Genomic DNA, 22,958 nt, shown 5'->3' with positions numbered 1-22,958 from the left:
CGCGACGGATCGTCGGAACGGGAATCCTCGACCCGAGATATGGCCGCTTCCGGAGCGCGCAATGGCGTTTTCGAGGCGAAGCCGCTTGTCGGTGCGAAATGCCCGTTCACCCGCCGGGGAGAGGCGGGCCGGCGGGGGCCGGGTGGAACGCCTACTCCGCGGCCTGCCGCTCGAACCCCATCCCGGTGAGCGGCCCCGGCAGCGGGCCGCCGGTCGCCCAGTCCAGCAACTCGACGGTGTGCACGCATGGAACCGTCATGCCCGTCCTGATCTGCGTCAGGCAACCGATGTTGCCGGTGGCGACGATCTCGGGCCGGGTGCGCTCGATGTTCGCGACCTTGCGGTCTCGCAGTTGCGTCGCGATCGTGGGCTGCATGATGTTGTAGGTGCCGGCCGAACCGCAGCAGATATGGCTCTCCGCCGGCTCCTTCACCGTGAAGCCCGCGGCCTTCAGCAGGGATTTCGGCTCCTCCCGGATCGACTGTCCGTGCTGCATCGAGCAGGCTGAGTGGTAGGTGACCGCCTGCCCTGTTTCCCGCGTCAGCTTCAGCGCGAGCGGCGCGGCGACTTCAGTGACGTCCTTCGCGAGCGCCGACACCCGCGCGGCCTTATCGGCGTAGGCCGGGTCTTCGCGCAGCATGAAGCCGTAGTCCTTGATCGTCGTGCCGCAGCCGGACGTCGTGATGACGATGGCGTCGAGCCCCGTGGTCTCGATCTCCCGCGTCCAGGCGTCGACGTTGCGACGGGCCTGCTCGAGCGCCTGATCCTCGCGTCCCATGTGGTGGACCAGCGCGCCGCAGCAGCCTTCTCCGGCGACCTGCACCACCTCGAAGCCGTGCCGGGTGAGGAAGCGCACCGCAGCCTCGTTGATCGAGGGCTCCAGCACCGGTTGCGCGCAGCCCTGAAGGATGGCGACGCGGCCGAGGCGCTCGCCAATGGCGGGATACGTCGCCGCGCCGCGGCTGGCGGGGGCCGATGGCGGCTTCGCGGGCGCCAGCCGGAGCATGGCGCCGAACCGCTCCAGCGCCTGCGGTCCCTTGAACAGCCCGGCGAAAGGCCGCGCCAGCCACGCGCCGAACAACGCCAGCCGGAACCGCTTGGGATAGGGCAGCACGTAAGCGAGCAGCCGCCGCGTCATCCGGTCGGCGAGCGGCCGCTTGTAGGTCGCCTCGATATAGGCCCGCGCATGGTCGACGAGGTGCATGTAGTGCACATCCGACGGACAGGTCGTCATGCAGGAGAGGCAGGACAGGCAGCGGTCGACGTGCTTCACGATCTGGGGCGTCGCCGGCTTGTTCTCCTCCAGCATCTCCTTGACCAGGTAGATGCGGCCGCGCGGGCTATCGAGCTCGTCGCCGAGCAGCAGATAGGTCGGGCAGGTCGCCGTGCAGAACCCGCAATGCACGCAGGTGCGCAGGATCTTCTCCGACGACGCAAGCTGCGGGTCGGCTTCGAGACGCTCGGGGGCGAAGGCGGTTTGCATGGGCTCAGATGCTGCCGGAATTCATTGCTGGCCTGAAAAATACTGAGCAGCGAAGCGGTTGATCCGCTTGTTCGCTGTATGGATCGTGATCCAGATTTCGGCGTTCGACCAGAAGCCTGGGATTACGCGCCGAGAGACGAACTCCTCCCCGTCGATCCGCCAGCGGAAAAACATTGGCTCCGTGCGGTTGAGCAGGCCGAACCTGTTCTGATCGAGCCGGATCGCGGCGTCGTTGAACGACAGGCCTATGGGGAAGTAGCAGCTCATCTGCGCCGTCACGTCGGCGCGGGCGCGCGCCTCGGTCGCGACGATGGCCCTGATCGCCTGCTCCATCGGCGGGCAGGCCTCCTGCGCTGCGGCATGCTGCGCGACGCCGGCGGAGCAAAGCAAAGTCAACAGCAGGCTGGTCGGGCGCGCGCGCATCGCCGGCTCCGATCGCTCCCTCAGGGTCCGAAGCGATCATCGCGCCGCCTGCCACGCCTTGATGGCGTCGGACGGGTGCACGATCATCAGGACGTTGAGGGTGAGGTTGTCGCGGATGACGGCGAGCGCCAACAGCTCCATGGCGATCGCGGCGGTCACGACCAGCGCCGTCGGCGAGACGCGGGCGAGAAAGAAGCCGAGCGCCATAAAGCCGATGTCGGAGACCGAGTTCAGCACGCTGTCGCCGATATAGGAGTCCGACACCGTGGTCTCGCGGTAGCGGTCGATGATGAGCGGACTGTTCTCGAGCAGTTCCCAGAATCCCTCGAAAGCGAGCGCAACGAGCAGCGCCTGCGCGAACGGCAGCGGCCGGCCAAGCCGTCGGAAGACGAGCACGGCGGCGCCGTAGAACAGGAAACCGTGGATGAGGTGGGACAGCGAGTACCAGTCCGAGAGGTGCTGGGACGTGCCGGAGTCGTTCGCGGCGCCATGCCAGAGTTCGATCGTTCCGCATGGGCAGATCAGCGAGCGGCCCATCGCCGCGAGCGCGCAAGCGATGGCCGCCACGATCAGCACGCCAAACAGCGCGTAGAGCCATGGAGACCGGGCCGGAGCGGCGGTCGCGCTAAGAGCGTGGGGCATGCATGCGTCCAGGATTGAGAACTCCGGCCGGATCGAAGCTCGCGGTCACGGCCTGCGTGAGGCGCGCGAGCGTCTGCGCCTGGGGTTCGAACACGTCGACCGCCGCCCGGATCGCGGCGCTGGCGCGGATCAGCGTGGCGTGGCCGCGGGCTTCAGCGACGACCGGGCGGATCGCGCCGGCGCCCGCATCGTCGGACGGCTCGACCGCGATCCAGATCAGCCCGCCGCTCCAGTCGTAAAAATGCGCGGCGACGAGAGGTCCGAGAGCCGTGACGATCCCCGGCGCCCGCGTCGGCGCGACCGAGACCCGCCAGACGGCGCGCGACCGGTCGCCGAGCAGCGTCGCCGCCTCGCCGACCTGCCGCCACAGGGCGCGCGAGGGCTCGACGTCGAGCGTCGTGACCTCGCCCGAATGCCGAAGCAGCTTCACCAGCGCGGCCGAGCGGTAGCGCAGCTGGCTCTCGAAGTTCTCGAGCCTGAGGCAGGTGCGGGCGGCTGCGCCGTCGCGCGCCGGCAGATGCGCCGCGCCCGTCACCTCGAAGGGCGACCCCATCGCCGCGCAGAGCGCAGCGACGCCGGCGTCGTCGTCGAGCCCTTCGAGCACGAGCGTGGTCTCGCTCTCGGTCAGCGGCAGCGTCTTGAAGGTCGCCTCCGTGATGACCCCGATGGTCCCGTGCGAGCCGGCCGCGAGCTTCACGATGTCGTAGCCCGTGACGTTCTTCATCACGCGGCCGCCGGACCGGATCGTCTCGCCACGGCCGGTCGTCAGCCGCACGCCGATCAGCGCGTCGCGTGCGGCGCCCGCGATCACGCGGCGCGGGCCGGAGGCGTTGGCCGCCACCAGTCCGCCGATCGTCGGCTCGCCCTCGGTTCCGTAGAGCGCGCGATGGTCGAAGGGCTCGAAGGCGAGACGCTGGCCCTTCTCGGCGAGCGCCGCCTCGACCTCCGCGACCGGCGTGCCGGCCTTCGCCGAGACGACAAGCTCGGACGGCTCCAGCAGGGTGATCCCGCTGAGCCGCTCGGTCGTCAGCGTCCGCGCGGCCTGCGCCGGGCGGCCGAGCCCCGAGCGCGTTCCGCTCCCACGGATCGCGAGCGGCGCCTGGTCGGCGATGGCCGCGCGGATTGTCGCCTCGACGCCCGCCTCGTCGAGCGGAGCTACGATATCGGTCATGGGTGGATCACGCCGCAGCCTGCCGCATCTGCTGGCGAAGGCCGAGCGGGAACACCTTGGAGGGGTTCATCAGCCAGTTCGGGTCGAACGCCTCCTTCACCCGCATCATCTGCGCGAGCTCGGGGTGGGTGAACTGCACCGTCATCAGTTCGCGCTTCTCGATGCCGACGCCGTGCTCGCCGGTGAGGCAGCCGCCGACCTCGACGCAGGCGCGCAGGATCTCGTCGCCGGCCTCTTCGGCTTTCGCGAGCGAGACCGGATCGTTCATGTCGTAGAGCACGAGCGGATGCAGGTTGCCGTCGCCGGCGTGGAAGATGTTCGCGACCTGAAGACCGGCCGCGTCGCAGATCTCGGTGATGCGGTGGAGCACCTCGGGCAGCCGGCCGGTCGGGATGGTGCCGTCCATGCAGATGTAGTCGGAGATGCGCCCCATCGCGCCGAAGGCCGACTTGCGGCCCTTCCAGATCGCGGCGGCCTCGGCCGGCGTCTTGGCCTGTCGGGAATAGGTCGCGCCATGCTCGGTCGCGATCTCGCCGATGCGGGCGAGCTGCTCGTCGATCTCGTGGGGGGCGCCCTCGACCTCGACGATCAGCATGGCGCCGACGTCGCGCGGATAGCCGGCGTGGGCGAAGTCCTCGCAGATGTCGATCGCGAGCTTGTCCATGAACTCGATCGCGACCGGCACGATGCCAGCGCCGAGCACCGCCGCGACCGCAGCGCCCGCCGCCTCGCTGGACCGGAAGCCGAACAGGATCGGCCGCGCGCCCTCGGCCATCGGCAGGATGCGCAGCGTCGCCTCGGTGACCATGCCGAACTGACCCTCGGAGCCGCAGATGATCCCGAGCAGATCGAGCCCGCCCGGGTCCATCGCGTCGCCGCCGATCTCGACGATCTCCCCCGTCATGGTGACGAAGGTGACGCCCATCAGGTTGTTGGTGGTGACGCCGTATTTCAGGCAATGCGCGCCGCCCGAGTTCATCGCGATGTTGCCGGCGACGGTGCAGGCGAGCTGCGAGGACGGGTCGGGCGCATAGAAGAAGCCTTCATGCGCGATCGCGCCGGACACGCCGAGATTGGTGATTCCGGTCTGCACCCTGATGGTGCGGTTCGGCAGATCGACGTCGAGCACCTTCGCCATCTTGGAGACGCCGACCACGACCGCGTCCTCCTGCGGCAGCGCGCCTCCCGCAAGCGAAGTGCCCGCGCCGCGCGGCACGATCGGCACGCCCTCGCGGTTGAGGTAGGCCAGCACCTTGGCGACCTGCTCGGTGGTGGAGGGCAGCACGACTGCGAGCGGCATGCGGCGATAGGCGGTGAGCGCGTCGGTTTCGAAGGCGCGGCGCTCGTCGATGGAGGAGATCACGCCCTCGCCCGGCACCAACTCCCGCAGGGCGGCCACGATCTGGTCGCGGCGGGCGAGAATCAGCGGATCGGGCGAAGGCATCGCGATGCCGGTCATGGGCGGTCCTCAACGTGCCCGGTCTTCTCGCGGCTTGGGTTGCCGGGGCGGGCGTCTCCTCCAGTCTTATGACATCGGAAGGCCGGCGTGTAGCCTCGCCAGACGAAGGTCTGCCCCGTCTTGCCCTGCCGGGCCAAAAAGGCGATCACCTTCCAAGCGCTCGCCTTTGTCCGCGTTTCTGGAGCCGTTCCACGTGTCCGCCCAGCCCGGCCCCCGTCCCCGCGTCGGCCTCTTCGCGACCTGCCTCGTCGATCTCATCCGCCCGTCCGTCGGCTTCGCCGCGGCGAAGCTGATCGAGGCTTCGGGCTGCGACGTCGTCGTGCCCTCCCAGACCTGCTGCGGCCAGCCGGCGTTCAACTCCGGCGATCGACGCACCGCGAAGGCGTTGGCCTGGCAGGCGATCGAGGCGTTTGAGGGCGTCGACTATGTGGTCGCGCCGTCGGGCTCCTGCGCTGGCCAGTTGAAGAAGCACGTGCCCGAACTGTTCGAGGACGAGCCCGAACTCTCCCGCCCCGCCGACGCCTTCGCGGCGAAGGTGTTCGAGCTCGTCAGCTTCCTCGTCGACGTCCGGGGCATGAAGGCGGTCGACGCCCGCTTCGACGGCGCCGTGACCTATCACGACAGCTGCGCGGGCCTGCGCGAACTCGGCATACGCGCGCAGCCGCGAGCATTGCTCGAAAGCGTCGAGGGGCTGACGCTGACCGAGATGAAGGACTCCGATGTCTGCTGCGGCTTCGGCGGGACTTTCGCGGTCAAGTATGGCGAGATCTCCGACGCGATCGTCGCGAAGAAGGCGGACAACATCTCCGCCGCCGAGACCGGCACCCTGCTCGCGGGCGACCTTGGCTGCCTGATGAACATGGCCGGCAAGCTGCAGCGCCTCGGCCGCCCGGTGAAGGCGCGCCATGTCGCTGAGGTGCTCGCCGGCATGGGCGACGAGCCGGCGATCGGCGAGCCGCAGGGGCGATGACATGAGACGTTTTCTGCCATGAACGCGCACTCGACCTCCCCCGCCTTCAAGGAAAACGCCCACCGGGCGCTGCACGACCCCGCCCTCCAGCGCGCGCTCGGGAACGTCGAGACGGGGTTCATCGGCCGGCGGAAAAGCGCGGCCGACAAGCTGCCGGAATTCGAGGCGCTCAGGGATTCCGCGCGCGACATCAAGAACCACACGCTCGCTCACCTCGACCTCTATCTCGAGGCCTACGAAGCGAAGGTGACGGCGGCCGGCGGCCACGTCCATTTCGCGCCGACCGCGGACGACGCCACCGCCATCGTCGCCGACATCTGCCGGCGTGTGGGCGCGAAGACCGTCGCCAAGGGCAAGTCGATGATCTCCGAGGAGATCGAGCTCAACGCCGCGCTCGAGGCCGCAGGCGTCCAGCCGGTCGAGACCGACCTCGGCGAATACATCATCCAGCTGCGCGGCGAACGCCCCAGCCACATCGTGGCGCCGGTGATCCATCTCAACCGCGACCAGATCGAAGCCGACTTCCGCCGCGTCCACACCAAGCTGCCGCCCGAGCGCGACCTCTCCGCGCCGGAATCGCTGCTGGCGGAGGCCCGCGGCGCTTTGCGCGAGAAGTTCCTCGCGGCCGACGTCGGAATCACCGGCGCGAACTTCCTGGTCGCCGAGACCGGAACGTCGATCATCGTGACCAACGAGGGCAACGGCGACCTCAGCCAGACGCTGCCCAAGGTCCACATCGTGCTGGCGTCGATCGAAAAGCTCGTGCCGACGCTGGAGGACGCCTCGCAGATGCTGCGCGTGCTGGCGCGCTCGGCGACGGGGCAGGAGATCACGGTCTACACGACGTTCTCGACCGGGCCGCGACGACCGGCCGACGTCGACGGGCCCGAGGAATACCACGTCGTCCTGCTCGACAACGGCCGCTCTGCGATGCTCGCAGGCGAGTTCCGCGAGATGCTCCGCTGCATCCGCTGCGCGGCGTGCATGAACCACTGCCCGGTCTATCACGCAGTCGGCGGCCACGCTTACGGCTGGGTCTATCCCGGCCCGATGGGAGCGGTGCTGTCGCCCTCGCTGATCGGCGTCGACAAGGCCGGACATCTGCCGAACGCCTCGACCTTCTGCGGACGCTGCGAAAGCGTGTGCCCGGTGCGCATTCCGCTGCCGAAGCTGATGCGGCACTGGCGCGAGCGCGAGTTCGAGCGGAACCTGTCGCCGGCGCCCGTGAGGTCCGGCCTCGCGGTGTGGGGATTCTTCGCCCGCCGGCCGCGGCTCTACAGGTTCGCGACGCGGGCGGCGATGGGCGCGCTTTCGCTCCTCGGACGACGCAAGGGCCGCTTCGGCGCCCTGCCTCTCGCGGGCGGCTGGACCGACACCCGCGATTTCGCGGCGCCGGAAGGCTCGACCTTCCAGGCCCGCTGGAGCGCGGAAAGGAGAGCGCGATGACGCCGCGCGAGCAGATCCTTTCCACCATCCGCCGCTCGCTCGGCGCGACCGGCGCCGAGGCGCCGCGCAGAACGATCGTCGCCGACCGGTTGAAGGGGCATGGCCGCGGCGTGATCCCGGCGCGGGCGCAGGGGCGTTCGCCGGAAGGACTGATCGCGCTGTTCGTCGAGATGGCCGAGGCCTCCGCCGCCACGGTCGCGACCGTGCGCAGCGCCGACGAGGCGCCGGCCGCCATCGCGGAGTTCCTGCGCGCCCACAACCTCCCGGCCGCCTTGCGCCGCGGCGACGACGCGCGGCTCGTGGGGCTGCCGTGGGAGCGGACGACGATCGACGTCTCGACTGGCCGCTCCTTCGGCGATGACGCCGCCGGCGTCAGCGCGGCCTTCGGCGCCGTGGCCGAGACCGGCACGCTCGCGCTCGTCTCCGGGCCGGACAATCCGACCACGCTGAACTTCCTGCCCGACAATCACATCGTGCTGGTCGACGCGGCCGATATCGCCGCGACCTACGAAGACCTGTGGGGCGAGGTGCGCGGCGCCTATGGCGCTGGAACGATGCCGCGCACTGTGAACTGGATCACCGGGCCGTCTCGCTCGGCCGACATCGAACAGATTTTGCTGATGGGCGCCCACGGTCCGCGCCGGCTGCACATCGTGCTGGTCGACCCGAACGCCGTGGCGGAGACGACGGAGATGGACGCCACGCTCGCGGCCGCAGGCTCCACTCCCGCCGAAACGCGCGTCGGCTCGACGCTCGCGGGCGACCCGAAGGCCCCCGAACGCGACGCGCCGACACCTCCCGCCGGCAAGCCCGACAGGCGGGAGGCCGATCGCGGGCATGAGGAAGATGAGCTCGACGAGGCGCTCGACGAAAGCTTCCCGGCAAGCGATCCTCCCTCACAGACCCAGCCGTGATCTGAGCCGGGAGTTCGCGATCGCTCGCGAGCCTGTAAGCTGCGCCCATGACCGTCCGCAACCTCGACGCCGTGTTCGCGCCCCGCTCCGTGGCGCTCGCCGGCGGCAGTCCGAGACCTGAAAGCGTCGGGCGCGCCGTGCTGCGCAACCTGCGCGAGGCGGGGTTCGAAGGGCCGGTCGGCCTGGTCAACCCTGACCACGCCGAACTGGACGGCGTCCCTGCGTCGCGCTCGTTCTCGGCCTTGTCCTTCCCCGCCGATCTCGCGATCGTCACCGCCCCGCCGGACGTCGTCCCGAGACTGCTTGACGAGGCGGGAGCCGCCGGCGCGCGGGCGGCGGTGGTCGTGACGCGCGGGCTGGGATCCGGACCGGGCTCGCTGCGGGAGCAAGCCGAGCAGGCCGCGCGCCTGCGGGGACTGCGGCTCGTCGGGCCCGGCTGTTTCGGGGTGCAGAGCCCTTACGCCAAGCTGAACGCCAGCATCGCGCCCGCGGGGCATCCCGGCGACCTCGCGCTGGTGTCGCAGTCCGGCGGGGTGATGGCCTCGACCATCGAATGGGCGAACGCGCGCGGCATCGGGTTCTCCGGCGTCGTCTCGTTCGGCGACATGGTCGATGTCGACGTGGACGACCTGCTGGACCATTTCGCGCTGGATCGGCGGACGCGCGCGATCCTGCTCTATCTGCGCGACGTCGCCAACGCGCCGCGTTTTCTTTCGGCGGCCCGCGCCGCCGCCCGCATCAAGCCGGTGGTGGTGGTGAAGGGCGGACGCCGCCGCCATGCCGCGCGCGGCGCCTCGCAAGCCGGCGCCCTCGCAATGACCGACGCGGTCTACGACGCCGCGTTCCGGCGCGCGGGCCTGCTGCGGGTCGCCGACATCGCGGAGCTGTTCTCCGCGGCCGAGACGCTGGCCCATGTCGCGCCGCTCGCCGGCAAGCGCATCGCGATCGTCGCGAATGGCGGCGCGCTCGGCCAGCTCGCCGCCGACAGGCTGGTCGACCTCGGCGGCCGGATCGCGGCGTTCGGAGATCAGACCCGCGCCGCGATCGCCGCGAGCCTGCCGGAGATCGGCGTCAGCGACGCCAACCCGGTCGACCTGCGGGGCGACGCGACGGCTGCGCTCTACGAAACCGCGCTCGACGCCGTGCTCGCCGACGCCGGCGTCGACGCCGCGCTCGCCGTGCACGCTCCCACCTCGCTGTCGCCCGCGCCGTCATGCGCTCGTGCGGTCTCCGCGGCGGCGAAGCGGGCGCGGGCGCGGTCCTATCCGCCGAAGCCGGTGTTCGCGGCGTTCCTCGGCTCCGATCCCGCCCCCCGCGCGACGCTCGAGGCCGCGCATATCCCGTTCTTCCGGACGCCGGAGGCGGCCGTCGCGGGCCTGATGCACCTCGTCCGCCATGTCGAGGCGCAGGAGGCGCTTGTGGCGACGCCGCCGTCCTCGCCCGAGGCCTTCTCGCCGGACGTTCCCCGCGCGCGGGCCGCGATCGAGGCGGGGTTGGCGAGCGGCCGGGACTGGCTGTCGCCGACCGACGTCGCCGAGGTGCTCGCGGCCTACGCCATCCCGACGCTGCCTCAGGCCTTCGTCGCGACGCCGGAGGACGCCGCGGAGGTCGCCGGCGGCATGATCGGCCGCAGCGGCGCGGCGCTCAAGATCGTCTCGCCGGACATTCCGGACCGCGCGTCGGTCGGAGGGCTCAGGCTCGGCCTCGAAAGCGCGGAGGCGGTGGCGGAGGCCGCCCGCGCCATGCTCGCGCGCGTCGCGGAACGCTCGCCGGACGCGCATGTCGACGGCTTCGTCGTCCAACCCCACGTCCGGCTGGATGAGGCGCAGGAGCTGTTCGCAGGCATAGCCGACGATCCGGTGTTCGGGCCCGTCATCGTGTTCGGCGCCGGCGGCGGCGCAGCCGAGCTGCTGCGCGACGTCGCGCTCGCGCTGCCGCCGCTCCATCTCGGGCTGGCGCTGGAGGCGATGGCCCGCACCCGTATCGGCGCCCTGCTCGACGGCTATGACGGCCGCGCGGCGGTCGACCGCGACGCCGTCGCGCTGACGCTGGTGAAGCTCGCGCAGCTCGCGGCCGACATGCCGGAGATCCGCGAGCTCGACATCAACCCGCTGGTCGCGACGCCGCGCGGCGCAGTCGCCTTCGACGCGCGCATCCGCGTGACGCCGGCCGCCCGCAGCGCGCGGCCCGGCGCCGCCAATCCGCGGTTCGCGATCCGGCCCTATCCGAAGCAGTACGAGAGCCGGCTGACGATGCCGGACGGCGGCGAGATCGCGGTCCGGCCCGTGCGGCCGGAGGACGAGCCGGCGATCGCGGCGTTCTTCCGCGCGGTCGATCCGGAGGACCTGCGCCAGCGCTTCTTCACGCCGATGAAGGAGGTGCCGCGCGCCTTCATCGCCCGCCTCACCCAGGTCGACTACGCCCGCACCATGACGCTGCTGGCGATCGACGCCGAGGGCGCGGTGCTCGGCGTCGCCCAGCTCCATTCGGACCCCGATGCGCAGGGCGCGGAATACGCCATCCTGCTGCAGTCGAGGCTCAAGGGCCGCGGCCTCGGCTGGCGGTTGATGCGCGCGCTGATTCGCATCGCCAAAGCCGAGGGCCTCGCCTCCATCTCCGGCCAGGTGCTGGCCGAGAACCGCTCGATGCTGGCCGTCTGCCGCGAGCTCGGCTTCGACGTCCGCACCGATCCGGACGACGCCAGCATTCGGCTGGTGTCGCTCGACCTCGTGGCGTGACAGCCGCCGTTCCGCGGCCCCGCCGTCCGTGCTAGGCGGAAACTCCGAGGGTCCGCCATCGTCACCGTAACAAGGCCCCGTGCGCCTCCGTATCCCTGCCGTAAGGACCCGCATTGAACGATCGAGAGCGGCAGTGGGCCCTGTGGATGAAGGCTGCGGACGCCGGCGACGCATCGGCGTACCGGCGACTGCTTGGGGAGTTGGCGACGTTCCTGCGCGCGGTCGTGCGACGACGGTCCGCGTCCTTCAGCCTCGCGGCCGCGGATGTCGAGGACGTCGTGCAGGAGACCTTGTTGGCGATCCATCTGAAGCGCGGCACGTGGGATCCCGGCCAGCCCGTCGGTCCCTGGGTCGCGGCGATCGCGCGCAACAAGATGATCGACGCGCTCCGTCGCCGCGGCAGGCGGGTTGATGTGCCGATCGACGATTTCGTCGAGACGCTGCCGGCCCCGGCCGAAGACGAGCAACTGTCGGCGCGGGAGACGGAGAAACTGCTGTCGGTGCTGAAAGGCCGGCAGCACGCGGTGGTGAAGGCGATCACGGTCGAAGGCGCGGACATCCGCGCGACGGCGGCGCGCCTCGACATGAGCGAGGGCGCGGTTCGGGTCGCGCTGCATCGAGGGCTTGCGGCGCTGGCCGAGGCCTACAGGAGCTTCCGGGAATGAGGACGACCCAGCTGATCGATGCGCTCGCCACGGACGCGGGAACCAAGCCGATCCGGTTCGGGCGCGTCTTCTGGGCGGCCACGATCCTCGCGGCGCTGGGGGGAGCCTGCGTATTTTTTGCGCTGCTCGGCCCTCGCGCCGACGTGATGGCGGCGGCGGAAACCGTGCGCTTTCTGTTCAAGTTCGTGGTGACGATCGCGCTGGCGGTCACCGCCGCCGTGGTCTTGCGCCGGCTGACGCGGCCAGGCGCGGAGCTCGGCACGGTCCGCTTCGCGCTGTTCGTGGCGCCCGCGCTGCTTGCGCTCGCGGTCGTCATGGAGCTGACGGTGACGTCACACGACAGCTGGACGGCGCGCCTCGTCGGCCACAACGCCCTGTTCTGCCTGACGATGGCGCCCGTGCTCTCCGCGCTGCCTCTCGCCGCGATCCTGATCGCGCTGCGGCGGAGCGCGCCGTCCTCGCCGGCGGCGGCGGGCGCGGTCGCCGGCCTGCTCGCCGGCGGCATCGGCGCGACGTTCTACGCCGCGCACTGCGTCGATGATTCGCCGCTGTTCGTCGCCGTCTGGTACCCGCTCGCGATCGGGCTCGTCACGCTTGCAGGCGCGGCGATCGGCGCGCGCCTGCTGCGATGGTGAGGCGCGCGCCGCGGGGATACGCGGCGCGCTTCGACCTTCAGGCCGCGCGCTTCGGAGCGCTCTTCACCGCGGCGCGACGCTCCGGCAGCCTGACGGCGCCGGTCGGCCGCACGACGCCCGCGGCGGACGCCAAGGCTCCCGGCTTAAGCTCGACGCCGAGGAAGCGATCGCGATCCACCGGTCCTGGCATCGCGAGCCGTTCGGTCGCCTCGGCCGAGAAGCCGAAACGCTCGTAATAGGGCGCGTCGCCGACGAGGATGACGGCTTCATGACCGAGCGCCCTCGCCCGGTCGAGGCCCGCCCGCATCAGCGCTGAGCCGACGCCGCCGCAGCGCGCCTCGGCGTCGACCGCGAGTGGGCCGAGCATCAGCCCCGGGCGGCCATCGCCCAGCGCGACATGCCAGAACCGCAGCGTGCCGACGAGCGTTCCATCCTGCTCGGAGACGAGCGACAGCCCGGCCGCCGGCAGACGGCCTTCGCGCAGCCGCTCGCAGGTCTTGGCGAAGCGCGCCGGCCCGAAGGCGCGGTCGAGCAAAGCCTCGCGGGCGCCGGCGTCGGCCGGCGCCTCGTCCCTGATGTGGACCATCCGACCCTCCGTCAGATGACGTGGGAGGCGAGCGGCAGGAAGCCGTTGAAGGCCACCGCCGCATAGGTCGTGGTGTAGGCGCCGCAGGCTTCGATCAGCACCTTGTCGCCGATCGAGAGGCTGATCGGCAGCGGATACGGCGTCTTCTCGTACATCACGTCGGCCGAGTCGCAGGTCGGGCCGGCGAGCACGCAGGGCGTCGTCGCCTCGCCGTCATGGGCGGTGCGGATCGGGTAGCGGATCGCCTCGTCCATCGTCTCGGCGAGACCGCCGAACTTGCCGATGTCGAGATAGACCCAGCGGATCTCGTCGGCGTCGTCGGACTTCTTCGAGACGAGAACGACCTCGGCCTCGATCACGCCGGCGTCGCCCACCATGCCGCGGCCGGGCTCGATGATCGTCTCCGGGATGCGGTTGCCGAAATGCGCCTTGAGCGACTCGAAGATCGACGCGCCATAGGCGTCGACCGCCGGGATGTCCTTGAGGTAGCGCGTCGGGAAGCCGCCGCCGAGATTGACCATGGAGAGCGCGATGCCGCGCTCCGCGCAGTCGCGGAAGATCTGCGCGGCGGACGCGAGCGCCGAGTCCCAGGCCGCCACGTTGTTCTGCTGGGAGCCGACATGGAACGACACGCCATAGGCGACGAGCCCGCGGGCCTGCGCGTGGTCGAGCACGTCCGCCGCCATCTCGGGGACGCAGCCGAACTTGCGCGACAGCGGCCACTCGGCGCCGGCGCCATCGGCCAGGATGCGGCAGAACACGCGGGCGCCTGGGGCGGCGCGCTCGATCTTCTCGACCTCTTCACGGCAATCGACCGCGAACAGCCGCACGCCGCGGGCGTGAGCCGCCGCAACGTCGCGCTCCTTCTTGATCGTGTTGCCGAACGAGATGCGATCGGGCGAGACGCCAGTCGCCAGCGCCATGTCGATCTCGGCGACCGACGCGCAGTCGAAGCACGAGCCGAGCTCCGCCAGCAGCGCCAGGATCTCCGGGGCCGGGTTCGCCTTCACCGCATAGAACACGCGGGTGTCGGGCAGCGCGCGCGCGAACTTGGCGTAATTGCCGCGCACGATCTCGCTGTCGACGACGAGCACCGGCCCGTCGGACTTCTGGGCCGCGAGGAAGCCCCGGATACGATCATTGTCGAGGCGGTCGAGATGAGAGGTCATGGCGGCGTCCCGGAAAGCGTCATGTGGCCCGATGGATGACGCTCCGCCGTCGGCCGCGCTGTGGAGACGCGGGCCGTCGTCAGTGTGCGTCAGTCCGTGGCCGTCCCCGCTTAGGAACGACCGCTCGATACACGCCGTAGTCGCGACGACCGCTCGGACGGAGAATGTCCGTCTCGGATCAGGTCGACGCCACGCTTGGTCTGGGAGAACCCGAACCGCACGCCCGGCAAGGAAGTAGTCGCCTCTTCAGTGACGCCGGCTTTTGGACAGCCGGCAGAGACCAAAAAAGCCCTCTACGTCGTTGCTTCACGTCGCGTCCGCCGCCGGAGAGGCGACTTAGAGCCGGTTGGGATTTCCGGCCATCGGGTTGCCCGGCGGGGAGTTCCCGCCAACCCGACACACGACACAGGCACGCGCGAAATTGGGCAGGCGGGAAGTAGGATCGTTCGCCCCCGCTTGCAAGAAAAACATTCGGATTGTGACAGGGTTTTTTATTAACGGGATCCAAACGCTGGCCGTCTCGCGACGGCCAGCGGCCGCCCTGGTCAATGAGGCGTGTTCACGGCCTCGAGCATCTTCGCCATCTCGCCTCGCTCGGCCGCGAAGCGCAGCGGCTTGCAGCGCTCGACGATGATCTCCGTCGCGCCCTGCTCCGCCAGCAGGCGCATCGTCTCGCTGATGAAATCGTCGAGCGGCATGGCGTTGGGATCGGAGGCCTGACGTTCGCCGGTCAGCGTGGTCTGTACATAAGGCGGCGCGATCTCGATCACCTCGACCGGCGTGCCCTGGAGCTGGCGCCGGAGCGCGACCGAATAGGAGTGGATTGCGGCTTTCGTCGCCGAATAGGTCGGAGTGGCGGCCATCGGCACGAAGGCGAGGCCGGAGGAGACGGTGAGCACCGCGCTTCTCCGCTGCTTCAGAAGGTGCGGCAGCAGCGCCGCGGTCAGGCGGATCGGCCCGAGCAGATTGGTCGCGACCGTGTCCTCGGCCGTCTGAAGGTAGCCGCCGCCTTTCACGTCCTCGGGGACCATGATCCCGGCGTTGTTCAGCACGGCGTTCAGCGTCGGGTAGTCGGCGATGAGACGCTCGGCGAAGGCTGCGATCCCCGCGCCGTCGGCAATGTCGAAGACCACCGATTTCATGCCGGGATTGGCTTTCGTCACCTCGTCGAGCGCCGCCTGCCGCCGGCCCGAGATGATGACCTGGCTTCCGCCGGCGTGAAACGCTTCGGCGAGAGCGCGGCCTATGCCCGAGCCGCCGCCAGTGATGAGGATCGTGTTTCCGGAGATGTCCATGACCGCGCCTTTCCTTGATGCGTGCAGGAAGGATATGGTCGACGCTCTCCGTTAGAAAGTAGGCACCTGAAAGCGCCATAGTCTCCAGAAGGAGAGCATCGAATGAAACGGGCCGCTCCAAACCCGGCGATCGAGGCGAAACGCCTCCATCCTGCGCCGCAGACAGTCGATCCCGCGATCGAGGCGCTGGTGCAGGACGTCATCGGCCAGGTCGCGGACAAATGGACGATGCTGGTGCTGGAGACGCTCGAGGAGCACGGTGTGCTGCGGTTCACGCAGATCTCCCGGATCGTAGGCGGCATCAGCCAGAAGATGCTGACCAAGACGGTGCGGCAGATGGAGCGCGACGGCCTCGTCACCAGGGTGGTGCATCCCGTCGTGCCGCCGCATGTCGACTACAGCCTGACCGAGCTCGGCCGCAGCCTGAGCGCCGCGTTCTGCGGGGTCTGGATCTGGGCCGAGACCTATTACGCCGACGTCGAGAAGGCGCGCGAGGCGTTCATGGCGCGAGAAGCGGCTTCCTGACATGCTGCGGCGTGGCGACGCGTCGCCTTGTGGCCCCCTGCCCGACCGGATTAGGGAGGACTCGTGCAGTCCTCCTCCTTCCGACGATCCGCTCGATGACCAGTCGCTCCGCACTCACCCGCCGCGGAGCGCTCGCTCTCGGCGTCGGCGCCGTCGCTTGCGCCGGCGCGGCGCGCGCTCAGCAGCCGGCGCCGGCCGCCTTCGGTTTCGAGGACGTTCTTCGGCGCGCGCGCGAGCTCGCGGGTCAGCCCTACGACGCATCGCTCCGCGAACTGCCCGAGGAGCTCCGCAACCTCACCTTCGACCAGTATCGCGACATCCGCTTCCGAGCAGAGCGCGCTCTGCTCGGTTCGGGCGGCGGACCCTTCCGCATGCAGATGTTCCACCCCGGCTTCCTCTATCGCCGGCCGGTGGTGGTGAACGTGGTGCGCGACGGCATCGCGACGCCGGCGCCCTATTCGGGTTCGCTGTTCGACTACGGCGCCAACAAGTTCAGTCGCCCGCTGCCCGTCGACCTCGGCTTTGCAGGATTTCGCCTGCATTATCCGCTGAACGATCCGCGCGTCATGGACGAGCTGATCTCGTTCATCGGGGCGAGCTATTTTCGCGTGCTCGGCCGCAATCAGGTCTACGGCCTGTCGGCGCGCGGCGTCGCGATCAATTCGGGCGGCCCGGAGCCCGAGGAGTTTCCGGACTTCCGTGAGTTCTGGGTGGAGACGCCGGCCCCGAACGCCGAACGCGCGACGATCTACGCGCTGCTGGACGGGCCGTCTCTGACCGGCGCCTACCGCTTCGTGGTCTATCCCGATGTCGAGACCGTGGTCGACGTCACCGTGACCCTGATCCCGCGCAGGCCGATCGCGAAGCTCGGCGTCGCGCCGCTGACCTCGATGTTCTTCTACGCCGAGAACCAGCGCCGGCACTTCACCGACTTCCGCCCCGAGCTGCATGATTCCGACGGCCTCATGTTGCAGACCGGCGGCGGCGAGTGGGTGTGGCGCCCGCTGCGCAACCCCAGGACGACCCAGATTTCGCAGTTCCGGGACGTGAACCCCAAGGGGTTCGGCCTGATGCAGCGCGACCGCATGTTCGAGCACTATCAGGACCTCGACCTGAACTACCAGATGCGGCCGAGCTACTGGATCGAACCGCGTGAGGGCTGGGGAGAGGGGCACGTCGAGCTGGTCGAACTGCCGACCGACGACGAGACCAACGACAACATCGTCGCCTTCTGGGTTCCGGCGGCCCCGGCCGAGGTCGGCAAGGAGCGCAGCTTCGGCTACCGCCTTCGCGCCATGAGCTCGGATGCGCGGCTGCATTCGGGCGGACGGGCGGTGAACACCTATCCGACGCGCGCGGCGGCGCTCGGCTCCGCCGATCCGGTGCCGACGGGCACGCAGCGCTTCATCATCGACTTCGCCGGCGGCGATCTCGGCTACTATCTCAACGATCCCTCGAAGGTTTCGGTCGTGCCGTCGACCTCGTCGGGCGCGATCGGACGCACCTTCGTCGCGCCGAACGCGAAGATCGGCGGCTTCCGCGTCGGGATCGACGTGCAGGCCGACACCGGAAAGACGATGGAGCTCCGCGCCTTCCTGAAAGCCGGCGACCGGGCCCTCACCGAGACCTGGACCTTCCCTTACGCGCCCGAGAACGCGCCGTAGCGTCGGGCGTCTTCGCGCGGCGGCGGCGGCCGGATCGAAGGCGGCCTCACGCCCTCGACACCGCCACGCTTTTCACCAGCGCGTAGACCACGCGGCCCGGGGCGAGTTGCAGGTCGTCGGCGGCGCGCCGGGTGATCTCGGCCCTGAGCACGGCGCCGCCCACGTCGACCATGACGGAGGCGTAAGGCCCCTCGCCGCGCTTCAGGCCGCGCACCACGCCCGGCAGCACGTTGCGGACGGACGTCCGCTCAGGAGGGACGAGCGCGAGCGCCAAGTCCCTGGCGAGGAAGCGCAGCCGCGCGGCGTCGCCGGGCTGGCCGATCAGGCCGGGAACCCAGACGCGGTGGGCGCCGAGCGACAACCCAGTCAGGCCATACCGTTCGTCCAGCTCCGCGACCGTCGCCTCGACCGTGACGCCGTCGAGAAAGCGATCGCCGGCGCTGGCCAGTCCCGCCGCCGCTATCGCCTGCTCGAGGGGACCCTCGGCGACGATCCGCCCGGCCGCCAGAACGACCAGCCGTTCGGCCAGCCGCTGCGCCTCCTCGAGCGCATGGGTGACGTAGAGCACCGGCAGCGAGACCTCGCGCACCAGCGTCTCGAGGAAGGGCAGGATCTCGCCCTTCCGCTCGGAGTCGAGCGCGGCCAGCGGCTCGTCGAACAGCAGAGCGTGGGGCGCTGACAACAGCGCGCGCCCGATCGCGACCCGCTGCCGCTCGCCGCCGGACAGCGACCGCGGGCTGCGCGGCAGCAGCGCGCCGATCCCGAGCGTCTCCACCACCTGGTCGAAGGAAGGCCCGGTCGCGCCGCGCCGCCGGCGCCTGCCGAACAGCAGGTTGGAGCGCACCGAGAGATGCGGGAACAGCCGGCTTTCCTGGAATACCACGCCGACGCGGCGTTTGCGCGGCGCGAGGTCGATGCGCGCCGCGCGGTCGAACAGCGCGACGTCTCCGAGCATGATGCGGCCTTCGTCGGGGCGCACGAGGCCGGCGACCGCGGAAACCAGCGTCGACTTGCCGGCGCCGGAACGGCCAAGCACGGCGGTCACGCCGTTGGGCGCCGTGAAGGCGACGTCGAGGCTGAAGTCTCCCGTGCGGCGGGCGATCGCGACCTTGAGCATCAGACGCTGAGCCCGCTCATCCTGCGATCCGGGAGGCGAGGCGGCGGGCCAGGAGTTCGGAGGCGACGAGCGCGAGAAGCGAAAGCCCGATCGCGACCAGCACCAGATGAAGCGCCGCGGCGTCGCCGCCGGGCGTCTGGGTCAGCGTGTAGATCGCAGCCGGCAGCGTCCGGGTTTCTCCGGGGATGTTCGACACGAAGGTGATCGTCGCGCCGAACTCGCCAAGCGCCTTGGCGAAGGCGAGCACCAGCCCCGCGAGCAAGCCGGGCGCCGCGAGCGGCAGGGTGACGACGAACAGCACGCCGATCCGGCCGGCGCCGAGCGTCTCCGCCGCGTCCTCGAGGCGGCGGTCGACCGCTTCGATCGAAAGACGGATCGCCCGCACCATCAGCGGGAATCCCATGATGCCCGCCGCGAGCGCGGCACCCGTCCAGCGGAACGAGAACACCAGCCCGCAGCAGTTCGCCAACGCCTCGCCGAACAGCCCGCGCCTGCCGAAGGAGAGCAGCAGCAGGTAGCCCGTGACGACGGGCGGCAGCACCAGCGGCAGGTGCACCAGCCCGTCGAGCAGCGTCTTCCCCGGAAACCGCCCGCGAGCCAGCAAGAGCGCGACGAGCACGGCGACAGGCAAGCTCGCGAGCGTGCCGACCGTCGCGACCAGCAGGCTCAGGCGAACGGCGGCGAGGTCCTCTGGCGCAAGGCCAAGCAGGGTCGCGACCGCGTCCAGCGCGTCAGTTCCCGACCGCCGGAGCGACGACCGTGAAGCCCGCGGCTTCGAATGCCGTCTTCGCTGAGGCCGAGGACAGACGCTTCAGGAAGGCGTCGGCGTTCGGGTTCTTGGAAGAAAGCATCTTCGCCTCCGGATAGATGATCGGCGCATGGCTGTCTTCCGGGAAGGTCCCGACGATCTTCACCGACGGGTCTGCGGCGGCGTCGGTCTTGTAGACGATTCCGAGGGGGGCCTCGCCTCGCGAGACCAGCGCCAGCGCCGCGCGAACGTTCTCCGCGCCCGCCACCTTGGGCGAGACCGCGTCCCACACGCCGAGCTTGGTGAGCGCCGCCTTGCCGTACTTGCCGGCAGGCACCGAGCTCGGCTCGCCCATCGCGAGGCGTCCGTCGCCGAGCAGCCCGGCGAGGTCGACGCCCTGCTTGAGCTCGACGTCGCCCTTGGTCCAGCCTGGGCCGGCGACAAGCACGAGGCTGTTGCCGAGCAGGTCCATCCGGCTCTCGGGAACGATCAGCTTCTTGTCGGCGACGTAATCCATCCACGGCACGTCGGCGGAGATGAAGATATCTGCGGGCGCCGCCTGCTCCAGCTGCTTGGCCAGCGCGGAGGACGCGGCGTAGCTCGCCTTCACCTCGATTCCGGTCTCCTTGGTCCAGTCCTTGGCGACGGCGTCGAGCGCGTTCTTCAGCGAGGCGGCGGCGAACACCACCACGGGCTGCTTGGCGACGGCGTCCTCCGCATGGGCCGAAAGCGGCGCGAGAGCGAGCGCGATGGAAAAGGCGAGCCGTCCGAACGAGCGGCGGTTGAATGTCATGGCGGCGGTCTCCGCGCGAGGGCGCCCTCGCGGCGTCACGGTTCTGGAGCGGACGCGCGCCGCGCCTCCATCGGGGCGCAGCTTGCGAGGATGAAAACGCCATCAGCGGCGGGATCGATCGGGCGCGACGATGCCGTAGTCGCGGACGCGCCGCAAGGCGGGCGGAGGCCTTCAGGCTTGTTCTTGCAACGCCTGCGGCGCATCTAAGCGCCTGACAGGACATTTGACGCAGATGACGCGACCCGAACCGCTCGAAGCCTTCCGGAACGCCGCCACGCTGACGCTCGACATCGACGGCATGCATTGCGCGGCCTGCGCGGCGCGGATCGAGAAGGTGTTGGGAGCGACGCCGGGGATCGCCTCAGCGGTCGTCAACCTGCCGCTGGAACGCGCCGACGTTCGCTTCACGGGCGCGCCCGATGCCGGCGCGGCGGTCGCAGCGGTCGGGCGCGCGGGCTACGAGGCGCATGTGCGCCCGGCGGGCGCCGCAGAACGCCGTGAAGCCGAGGCCGCTCGCGCCGCGGCCCGCATCGAGGACCAGCGCCGGACCGTCGCACTGCTGGCGATGACGGCAGTGCTTGGCGCGCCGTTCCTCGCCGGAATGGTCGGCATGGCGGCAGGCTCGCACGGCGTCCTGCCCGGCTGGCTGCAGCTCGCCCTCGCGACGCCGGTCCAGGCGCTGGTCGGAGCCCGCTTCTACCGCGGCGCCTATGCCTCGCTGAGGGGCGGGGCCGCCAACATGGACGTGCTCGTCGCGCTCGGCACGAGCGCCGCGTATTTCTGGAGCGCGGGCCAGGTCATCGCCGGAACGCCAGGCGCGCTCTATTTCGAGGCCTCGATCGCGGTTCTCGGCTTCGTCCTGCTCGGCAACCTGCTGCAGGCCCGCGCGACCTCCGGGACCGCCGCCGCGCTCACCGCGCTCGGCGCCCTGACGCCCGAGACCGCGCGCCGCCGCGACGCCTCGGGACGCGAAGAGGAGGCGCCGATCGAGGCGCTCGGCCTCGGCGACGTCGTGCTGGTGCGGCCGGGCGAACGCGTGCCCGTCGATGGGCTGATCGCCGAAGGCGCGAGCGACGTCGACGAGCAGCTGGTGACCGGCGAGAGCAAGCCGGTGAAGAAGGCCTTGGGCGACGCGGTGATCGCAGGCTCGCTCAACGGCGCCGGCTTCCTCGTCGTCGAGGCGACCGCGGTCGGCGAGGATGCGACGCCCGCGCGCATCGGCCGGCTGGTCGCGCGCGCGCAGCTCGCGAAGGCGCCGGTGCAGCGTCTCGTCGACAGGGTCACGGCGGTGTTCGTGCCCGTCGTGGTCGCGATCGCAATCGTAACCCTGGTCGGCTGGCTGCTGGCGGGCGCAGGCGCCGGCCCCGCGCTCGGCCACGCCATCGCTGTGCTCGTGATCGCCTGTCCCTGCGCGCTCGGTCTGGCGACGCCCGCAGCCCTGGTCGCGGGCACCGGCGCCGCCGCCAAGGCCGGATTGCTGGTGCGCGACGTCGAAGCGCTAGAGCGCGCCGCCCGGATCGACGCCGTGATCTTCGACAAGACCGGCACGCTGACGGCCGGACGCCCGGCTCTGGTCGCGACCGAGGCGATCGACGGGGACGCCACGAAGCTGCTCGCGCTCGCCGCCGCCGTGGAGCGCGGCTCGGAGCATCCGCTCGCCAAGGCGGTGGTCGAGGCCGCGGAGGGACAGGGGCTCCAAATACCGGCGGCCACCAACATCCGCTCCCATCCGGGCGACGGCGTCTCCGGAGATGTCGCCGGGGCCAGGGTCGCAATCGGCGGCGTGCGGTTGCTCGCCGAGGTTGGCGCGCACACCGCCCCGGTCGAGGCGATGCTCGCCCGCCACGCCGCCGAAGGTCGCACGGCGGTCGCGGTGTCGGAGGGGCGCCGCGCCAAAGGCGTGCTCGCCTTCGCCGACGCTCCCCGCCCGAGCGCGGCTGAGGCGGTCAGGCGGCTCGCCGCCTTGAACGTTCAGATCATCATGCTGACCGGCGATTCGGCGGAAGCCGCCGCGCCGATCGCGCGCGGCGTCGGCATTTCCCGCGTGGAGGCCGGAGCGCGGCCCGCCGACAAGCTCGCGACCATCCAGCGGCTCAAGGCGGAGGGATCGCGCGTCGCGATGGTCGGCGACGGCGTCAACGACGCGCCGGCGCTGGCGGCGGCCGACCTCGGGATCGCGATGGGCGGCGGCGCGGACGTCGCGCTTGAGACCGCGGGCGTCGCGCTGCTCCGGCCGGATCCCGTGCTGGTTCCGGCCGCTCTCCTGCTGTCGCGCCGGACCGTGGCGAACATCCGCCAGAACCTCGCCTGGGCCTTCGTCTACAATGTCGTCGGCCTGCCGCTCGCAGCCTTTGGCGCCCTGTCGCCCGGGATCGCCGGCGCCGCGATGGCGCTGTCCTCGGCGAGCGTCGTGCTCAACGCCCTGCGGCTGGCGCGCTGGACACCGGACGACTGAGGCCTCGCCGATCGGCGAAAGACGTCTGAGCCGTTCCTCGTCCCGCCGTAATTTCCGCTA

Annotated in this window: 20 protein-coding genes; 9 read left to right on the top strand and 11 right to left on the bottom strand. The window is 70.5% G+C overall.

Annotated elements, in window-relative coordinates; translation table 11 throughout:
• Positions 1 to 151: 151 nt before the first annotated feature.
• From glcF to PKE75_RS04390, 5 genes are read right to left on the bottom strand one after another with little or no spacing between them, the layout of a single operon-like run.
• Positions 152 to 1,483, bottom strand: a complete 1,332-nt coding sequence (glcF, locus tag PKE75_RS04410) for a glycolate oxidase subunit GlcF (protein ID WP_271167484.1) — start codon at positions 1,481 to 1,483, stop codon at positions 152 to 154.
• 21 nt (positions 1,484 to 1,504) lie between these two features.
• Positions 1,505 to 1,906, bottom strand: a complete 402-nt coding sequence (locus tag PKE75_RS04405; protein WP_271167483.1) for a hypothetical protein — start codon at positions 1,904 to 1,906, stop codon at positions 1,505 to 1,507.
• A 36-nt stretch (positions 1,907 to 1,942) separates the two neighbouring features.
• Positions 1,943 to 2,548 (bottom strand): DUF2585 family protein, encoded by a 606-nt coding sequence (locus PKE75_RS04400; protein ID WP_271167482.1) that lies wholly within the window; start codon positions 2,546 to 2,548, stop codon positions 1,943 to 1,945.
• A complete protein-coding gene (locus PKE75_RS04395; protein WP_271167481.1) occupies positions 2,532 to 3,719 on the bottom strand; it encodes an FAD-binding protein in 1,188 nt (395 codons plus the stop codon). Before PKE75_RS04395 ends, PKE75_RS04400 begins: the two co-directional genes overlap by 17 nt.
• Before the next feature lie 7 nt (positions 3,720 to 3,726).
• Positions 3,727 to 5,178 (bottom strand): FAD-linked oxidase C-terminal domain-containing protein, encoded by a 1,452-nt coding sequence (locus tag PKE75_RS04390; protein ID WP_271167480.1) that lies wholly within the window; start codon positions 5,176 to 5,178, stop codon positions 3,727 to 3,729.
• Between the two features lie 193 nt (positions 5,179 to 5,371).
• Here PKE75_RS04390 and PKE75_RS04385 point away from each other — a divergent pair, with 193 nt between their 5' ends.
• The 6 genes from PKE75_RS04385 to PKE75_RS04360 all read left to right on the top strand — a co-directional run bounded on the left by PKE75_RS04385 (position 5,372) and on the right by PKE75_RS04360 (position 12,546).
• On the top strand, positions 5,372 to 6,148 hold the full coding sequence (locus tag PKE75_RS04385) for a (Fe-S)-binding protein (RefSeq protein WP_271167479.1): 777 nt from the start codon (positions 5,372 to 5,374) through the stop codon (positions 6,146 to 6,148).
• 18 nt (positions 6,149 to 6,166) lie between these two features.
• Positions 6,167 to 7,594, top strand: a complete 1,428-nt coding sequence (locus PKE75_RS04380; protein WP_271167478.1) for a LutB/LldF family L-lactate oxidation iron-sulfur protein — start codon at positions 6,167 to 6,169, stop codon at positions 7,592 to 7,594.
• Positions 7,591 to 8,508, top strand: a complete 918-nt coding sequence (locus tag PKE75_RS04375; protein ID WP_309298801.1) for a LutC/YkgG family protein — start codon at positions 7,591 to 7,593, stop codon at positions 8,506 to 8,508. The genes PKE75_RS04380 and PKE75_RS04375 overlap by 4 nt, the downstream gene beginning before the upstream one ends.
• A gap of 47 nt (positions 8,509 to 8,555) precedes the next feature.
• Entirely contained in the window at positions 8,556 to 11,246 is a 2,691-nt protein-coding gene (locus tag PKE75_RS04370; protein ID WP_271167477.1) for a bifunctional acetate--CoA ligase family protein/GNAT family N-acetyltransferase, read from the top strand.
• A 113-nt stretch (positions 11,247 to 11,359) separates the two neighbouring features.
• Entirely contained in the window at positions 11,360 to 11,911 is a 552-nt protein-coding gene (locus PKE75_RS04365; RefSeq protein WP_271167476.1) for a sigma-70 family RNA polymerase sigma factor, read from the top strand.
• Positions 11,908 to 12,546, top strand: a complete 639-nt coding sequence (locus PKE75_RS04360; protein WP_271167475.1) for an NrsF family protein — start codon at positions 11,908 to 11,910, stop codon at positions 12,544 to 12,546. The genes PKE75_RS04365 and PKE75_RS04360 overlap by 4 nt, the downstream gene beginning before the upstream one ends.
• A gap of 37 nt (positions 12,547 to 12,583) precedes the next feature.
• Here PKE75_RS04360 and PKE75_RS04355 read toward each other — a convergent pair whose 3' ends face one another.
• From PKE75_RS04355 to PKE75_RS04345, 3 genes are all read right to left on the bottom strand, one after another.
• Entirely contained in the window at positions 12,584 to 13,132 is a 549-nt protein-coding gene (locus PKE75_RS04355) for a GNAT family N-acetyltransferase (RefSeq protein ID WP_271167474.1), read from the bottom strand.
• Between the two features lie 11 nt (positions 13,133 to 13,143).
• Positions 13,144 to 14,301, bottom strand: a complete 1,158-nt coding sequence (locus PKE75_RS04350) for a type III PLP-dependent enzyme (RefSeq protein ID WP_271167473.1) — start codon at positions 14,299 to 14,301, stop codon at positions 13,144 to 13,146.
• A gap of 545 nt (positions 14,302 to 14,846) precedes the next feature.
• Entirely contained in the window at positions 14,847 to 15,596 is a 750-nt protein-coding gene (locus PKE75_RS04345) for an SDR family oxidoreductase (protein ID WP_271167472.1), read from the bottom strand.
• 102 nt (positions 15,597 to 15,698) lie between these two features.
• Here PKE75_RS04345 and PKE75_RS04340 point away from each other — a divergent pair, with 102 nt between their 5' ends.
• Entirely contained in the window at positions 15,699 to 16,121 is a 423-nt protein-coding gene (locus PKE75_RS04340; RefSeq protein WP_271167471.1) for a winged helix-turn-helix transcriptional regulator, read from the top strand.
• A 95-nt stretch (positions 16,122 to 16,216) separates the two neighbouring features.
• Entirely contained in the window at positions 16,217 to 17,785 is a 1,569-nt protein-coding gene (locus PKE75_RS04335) for an OpgD/OpgG family glucan biosynthesis protein (RefSeq protein ID WP_271167470.1), read from the top strand.
• A gap of 46 nt (positions 17,786 to 17,831) precedes the next feature.
• Here PKE75_RS04335 and modC read toward each other — a convergent pair whose 3' ends face one another.
• From modC to modA, 3 genes are read right to left on the bottom strand one after another with little or no spacing between them, the layout of a single operon-like run.
• On the bottom strand, positions 17,832 to 18,902 hold the full coding sequence (gene modC / locus PKE75_RS04330; protein WP_271167469.1) for a molybdenum ABC transporter ATP-binding protein: 1,071 nt from the start codon (positions 18,900 to 18,902) through the stop codon (positions 17,832 to 17,834).
• Positions 18,903 to 18,918: 16 nt separating this feature from the next.
• Positions 18,919 to 19,611, bottom strand: a complete 693-nt coding sequence (modB, locus tag PKE75_RS04325; RefSeq protein WP_271167651.1) for a molybdate ABC transporter permease subunit — start codon at positions 19,609 to 19,611, stop codon at positions 18,919 to 18,921.
• Between the two features lie 22 nt (positions 19,612 to 19,633).
• Complete coding sequence (modA, locus tag PKE75_RS04320; RefSeq protein ID WP_271167468.1) at positions 19,634 to 20,443, bottom strand: molybdate ABC transporter substrate-binding protein; 810 nt, start codon at positions 20,441 to 20,443, stop codon at positions 19,634 to 19,636.
• Positions 20,444 to 20,675: 232 nt separating this feature from the next.
• Between modA and PKE75_RS04315 the strand changes: the two genes are divergently transcribed.
• Positions 20,676 to 22,898 carry a heavy metal translocating P-type ATPase gene (locus tag PKE75_RS04315; RefSeq protein WP_271167467.1) on the top strand — a complete coding sequence of 741 codons (2,223 nt, stop codon included), beginning with the start codon at positions 20,676 to 20,678 and terminating at the stop codon, positions 22,896 to 22,898.
• Positions 22,899 to 22,958: the final 60 nt, after the last annotated feature.

Source organism: Hansschlegelia plantiphila, assembly GCF_027922265.1.
GTDB lineage: Bacteria > Pseudomonadota > Alphaproteobacteria > Rhizobiales > Methylopilaceae > Methylopila > Methylopila plantiphila.
The sequence above is the reverse complement of the archived record's forward strand: the minus strand, read 5'-3'. Positions and strand labels throughout refer to the sequence as shown.

Bases quoted from the DNA above. Each gene is read 5' to 3' on its own strand.
- glcF (WP_271167484.1), bottom strand. From the start codon at position 1,483: ATGCAAACCGCCTTCGCCCCCGAGCGTCTCGAAGCCGACCCGCAGCTT.
- PKE75_RS04405 (WP_271167483.1), bottom strand. From the start codon at position 1,906: ATGCGCGCGCGCCCGACCAGCCTGCTGTTGACTTTGCTTTGCTCCGCC.
- PKE75_RS04400 (WP_271167482.1), bottom strand. From the start codon at position 2,548: ATGCCCCACGCTCTTAGCGCGACCGCCGCTCCGGCCCGGTCTCCATGG.
- PKE75_RS04395 (WP_271167481.1), bottom strand. From the start codon at position 3,719: ATGACCGATATCGTAGCTCCGCTCGACGAGGCGGGCGTCGAGGCGACA.
- PKE75_RS04390 (WP_271167480.1), bottom strand. From the start codon at position 5,178: ATGACCGGCATCGCGATGCCTTCGCCCGATCCGCTGATTCTCGCCCGC.
- PKE75_RS04380 (WP_271167478.1), top strand. From the start codon at position 6,167: ATGAACGCGCACTCGACCTCCCCCGCCTTCAAGGAAAACGCCCACCGG.
- PKE75_RS04375 (WP_309298801.1), top strand. From the start codon at position 7,591: ATGACGCCGCGCGAGCAGATCCTTTCCACCATCCGCCGCTCGCTCGGC.
- PKE75_RS04370 (WP_271167477.1), top strand. From the start codon at position 8,556: ATGACCGTCCGCAACCTCGACGCCGTGTTCGCGCCCCGCTCCGTGGCG.
- PKE75_RS04360 (WP_271167475.1), top strand. From the start codon at position 11,908: ATGAGGACGACCCAGCTGATCGATGCGCTCGCCACGGACGCGGGAACC.
- PKE75_RS04355 (WP_271167474.1), bottom strand. From the start codon at position 13,132: ATGGTCCACATCAGGGACGAGGCGCCGGCCGACGCCGGCGCCCGCGAG.
- PKE75_RS04350 (WP_271167473.1), bottom strand. From the start codon at position 14,301: ATGACCTCTCATCTCGACCGCCTCGACAATGATCGTATCCGGGGCTTC.
- PKE75_RS04345 (WP_271167472.1), bottom strand. From the start codon at position 15,596: ATGGACATCTCCGGAAACACGATCCTCATCACTGGCGGCGGCTCGGGC.
- PKE75_RS04340 (WP_271167471.1), top strand. From the start codon at position 15,699: ATGAAACGGGCCGCTCCAAACCCGGCGATCGAGGCGAAACGCCTCCAT.
- PKE75_RS04335 (WP_271167470.1), top strand. From the start codon at position 16,217: ATGACCAGTCGCTCCGCACTCACCCGCCGCGGAGCGCTCGCTCTCGGC.
- modC (WP_271167469.1), bottom strand. From the start codon at position 18,902: ATGCTCAAGGTCGCGATCGCCCGCCGCACGGGAGACTTCAGCCTCGAC.
- modA (WP_271167468.1), bottom strand. From the start codon at position 20,443: ATGACATTCAACCGCCGCTCGTTCGGACGGCTCGCCTTTTCCATCGCG.
- PKE75_RS04315 (WP_271167467.1), top strand. From the start codon at position 20,676: ATGACGCGACCCGAACCGCTCGAAGCCTTCCGGAACGCCGCCACGCTG.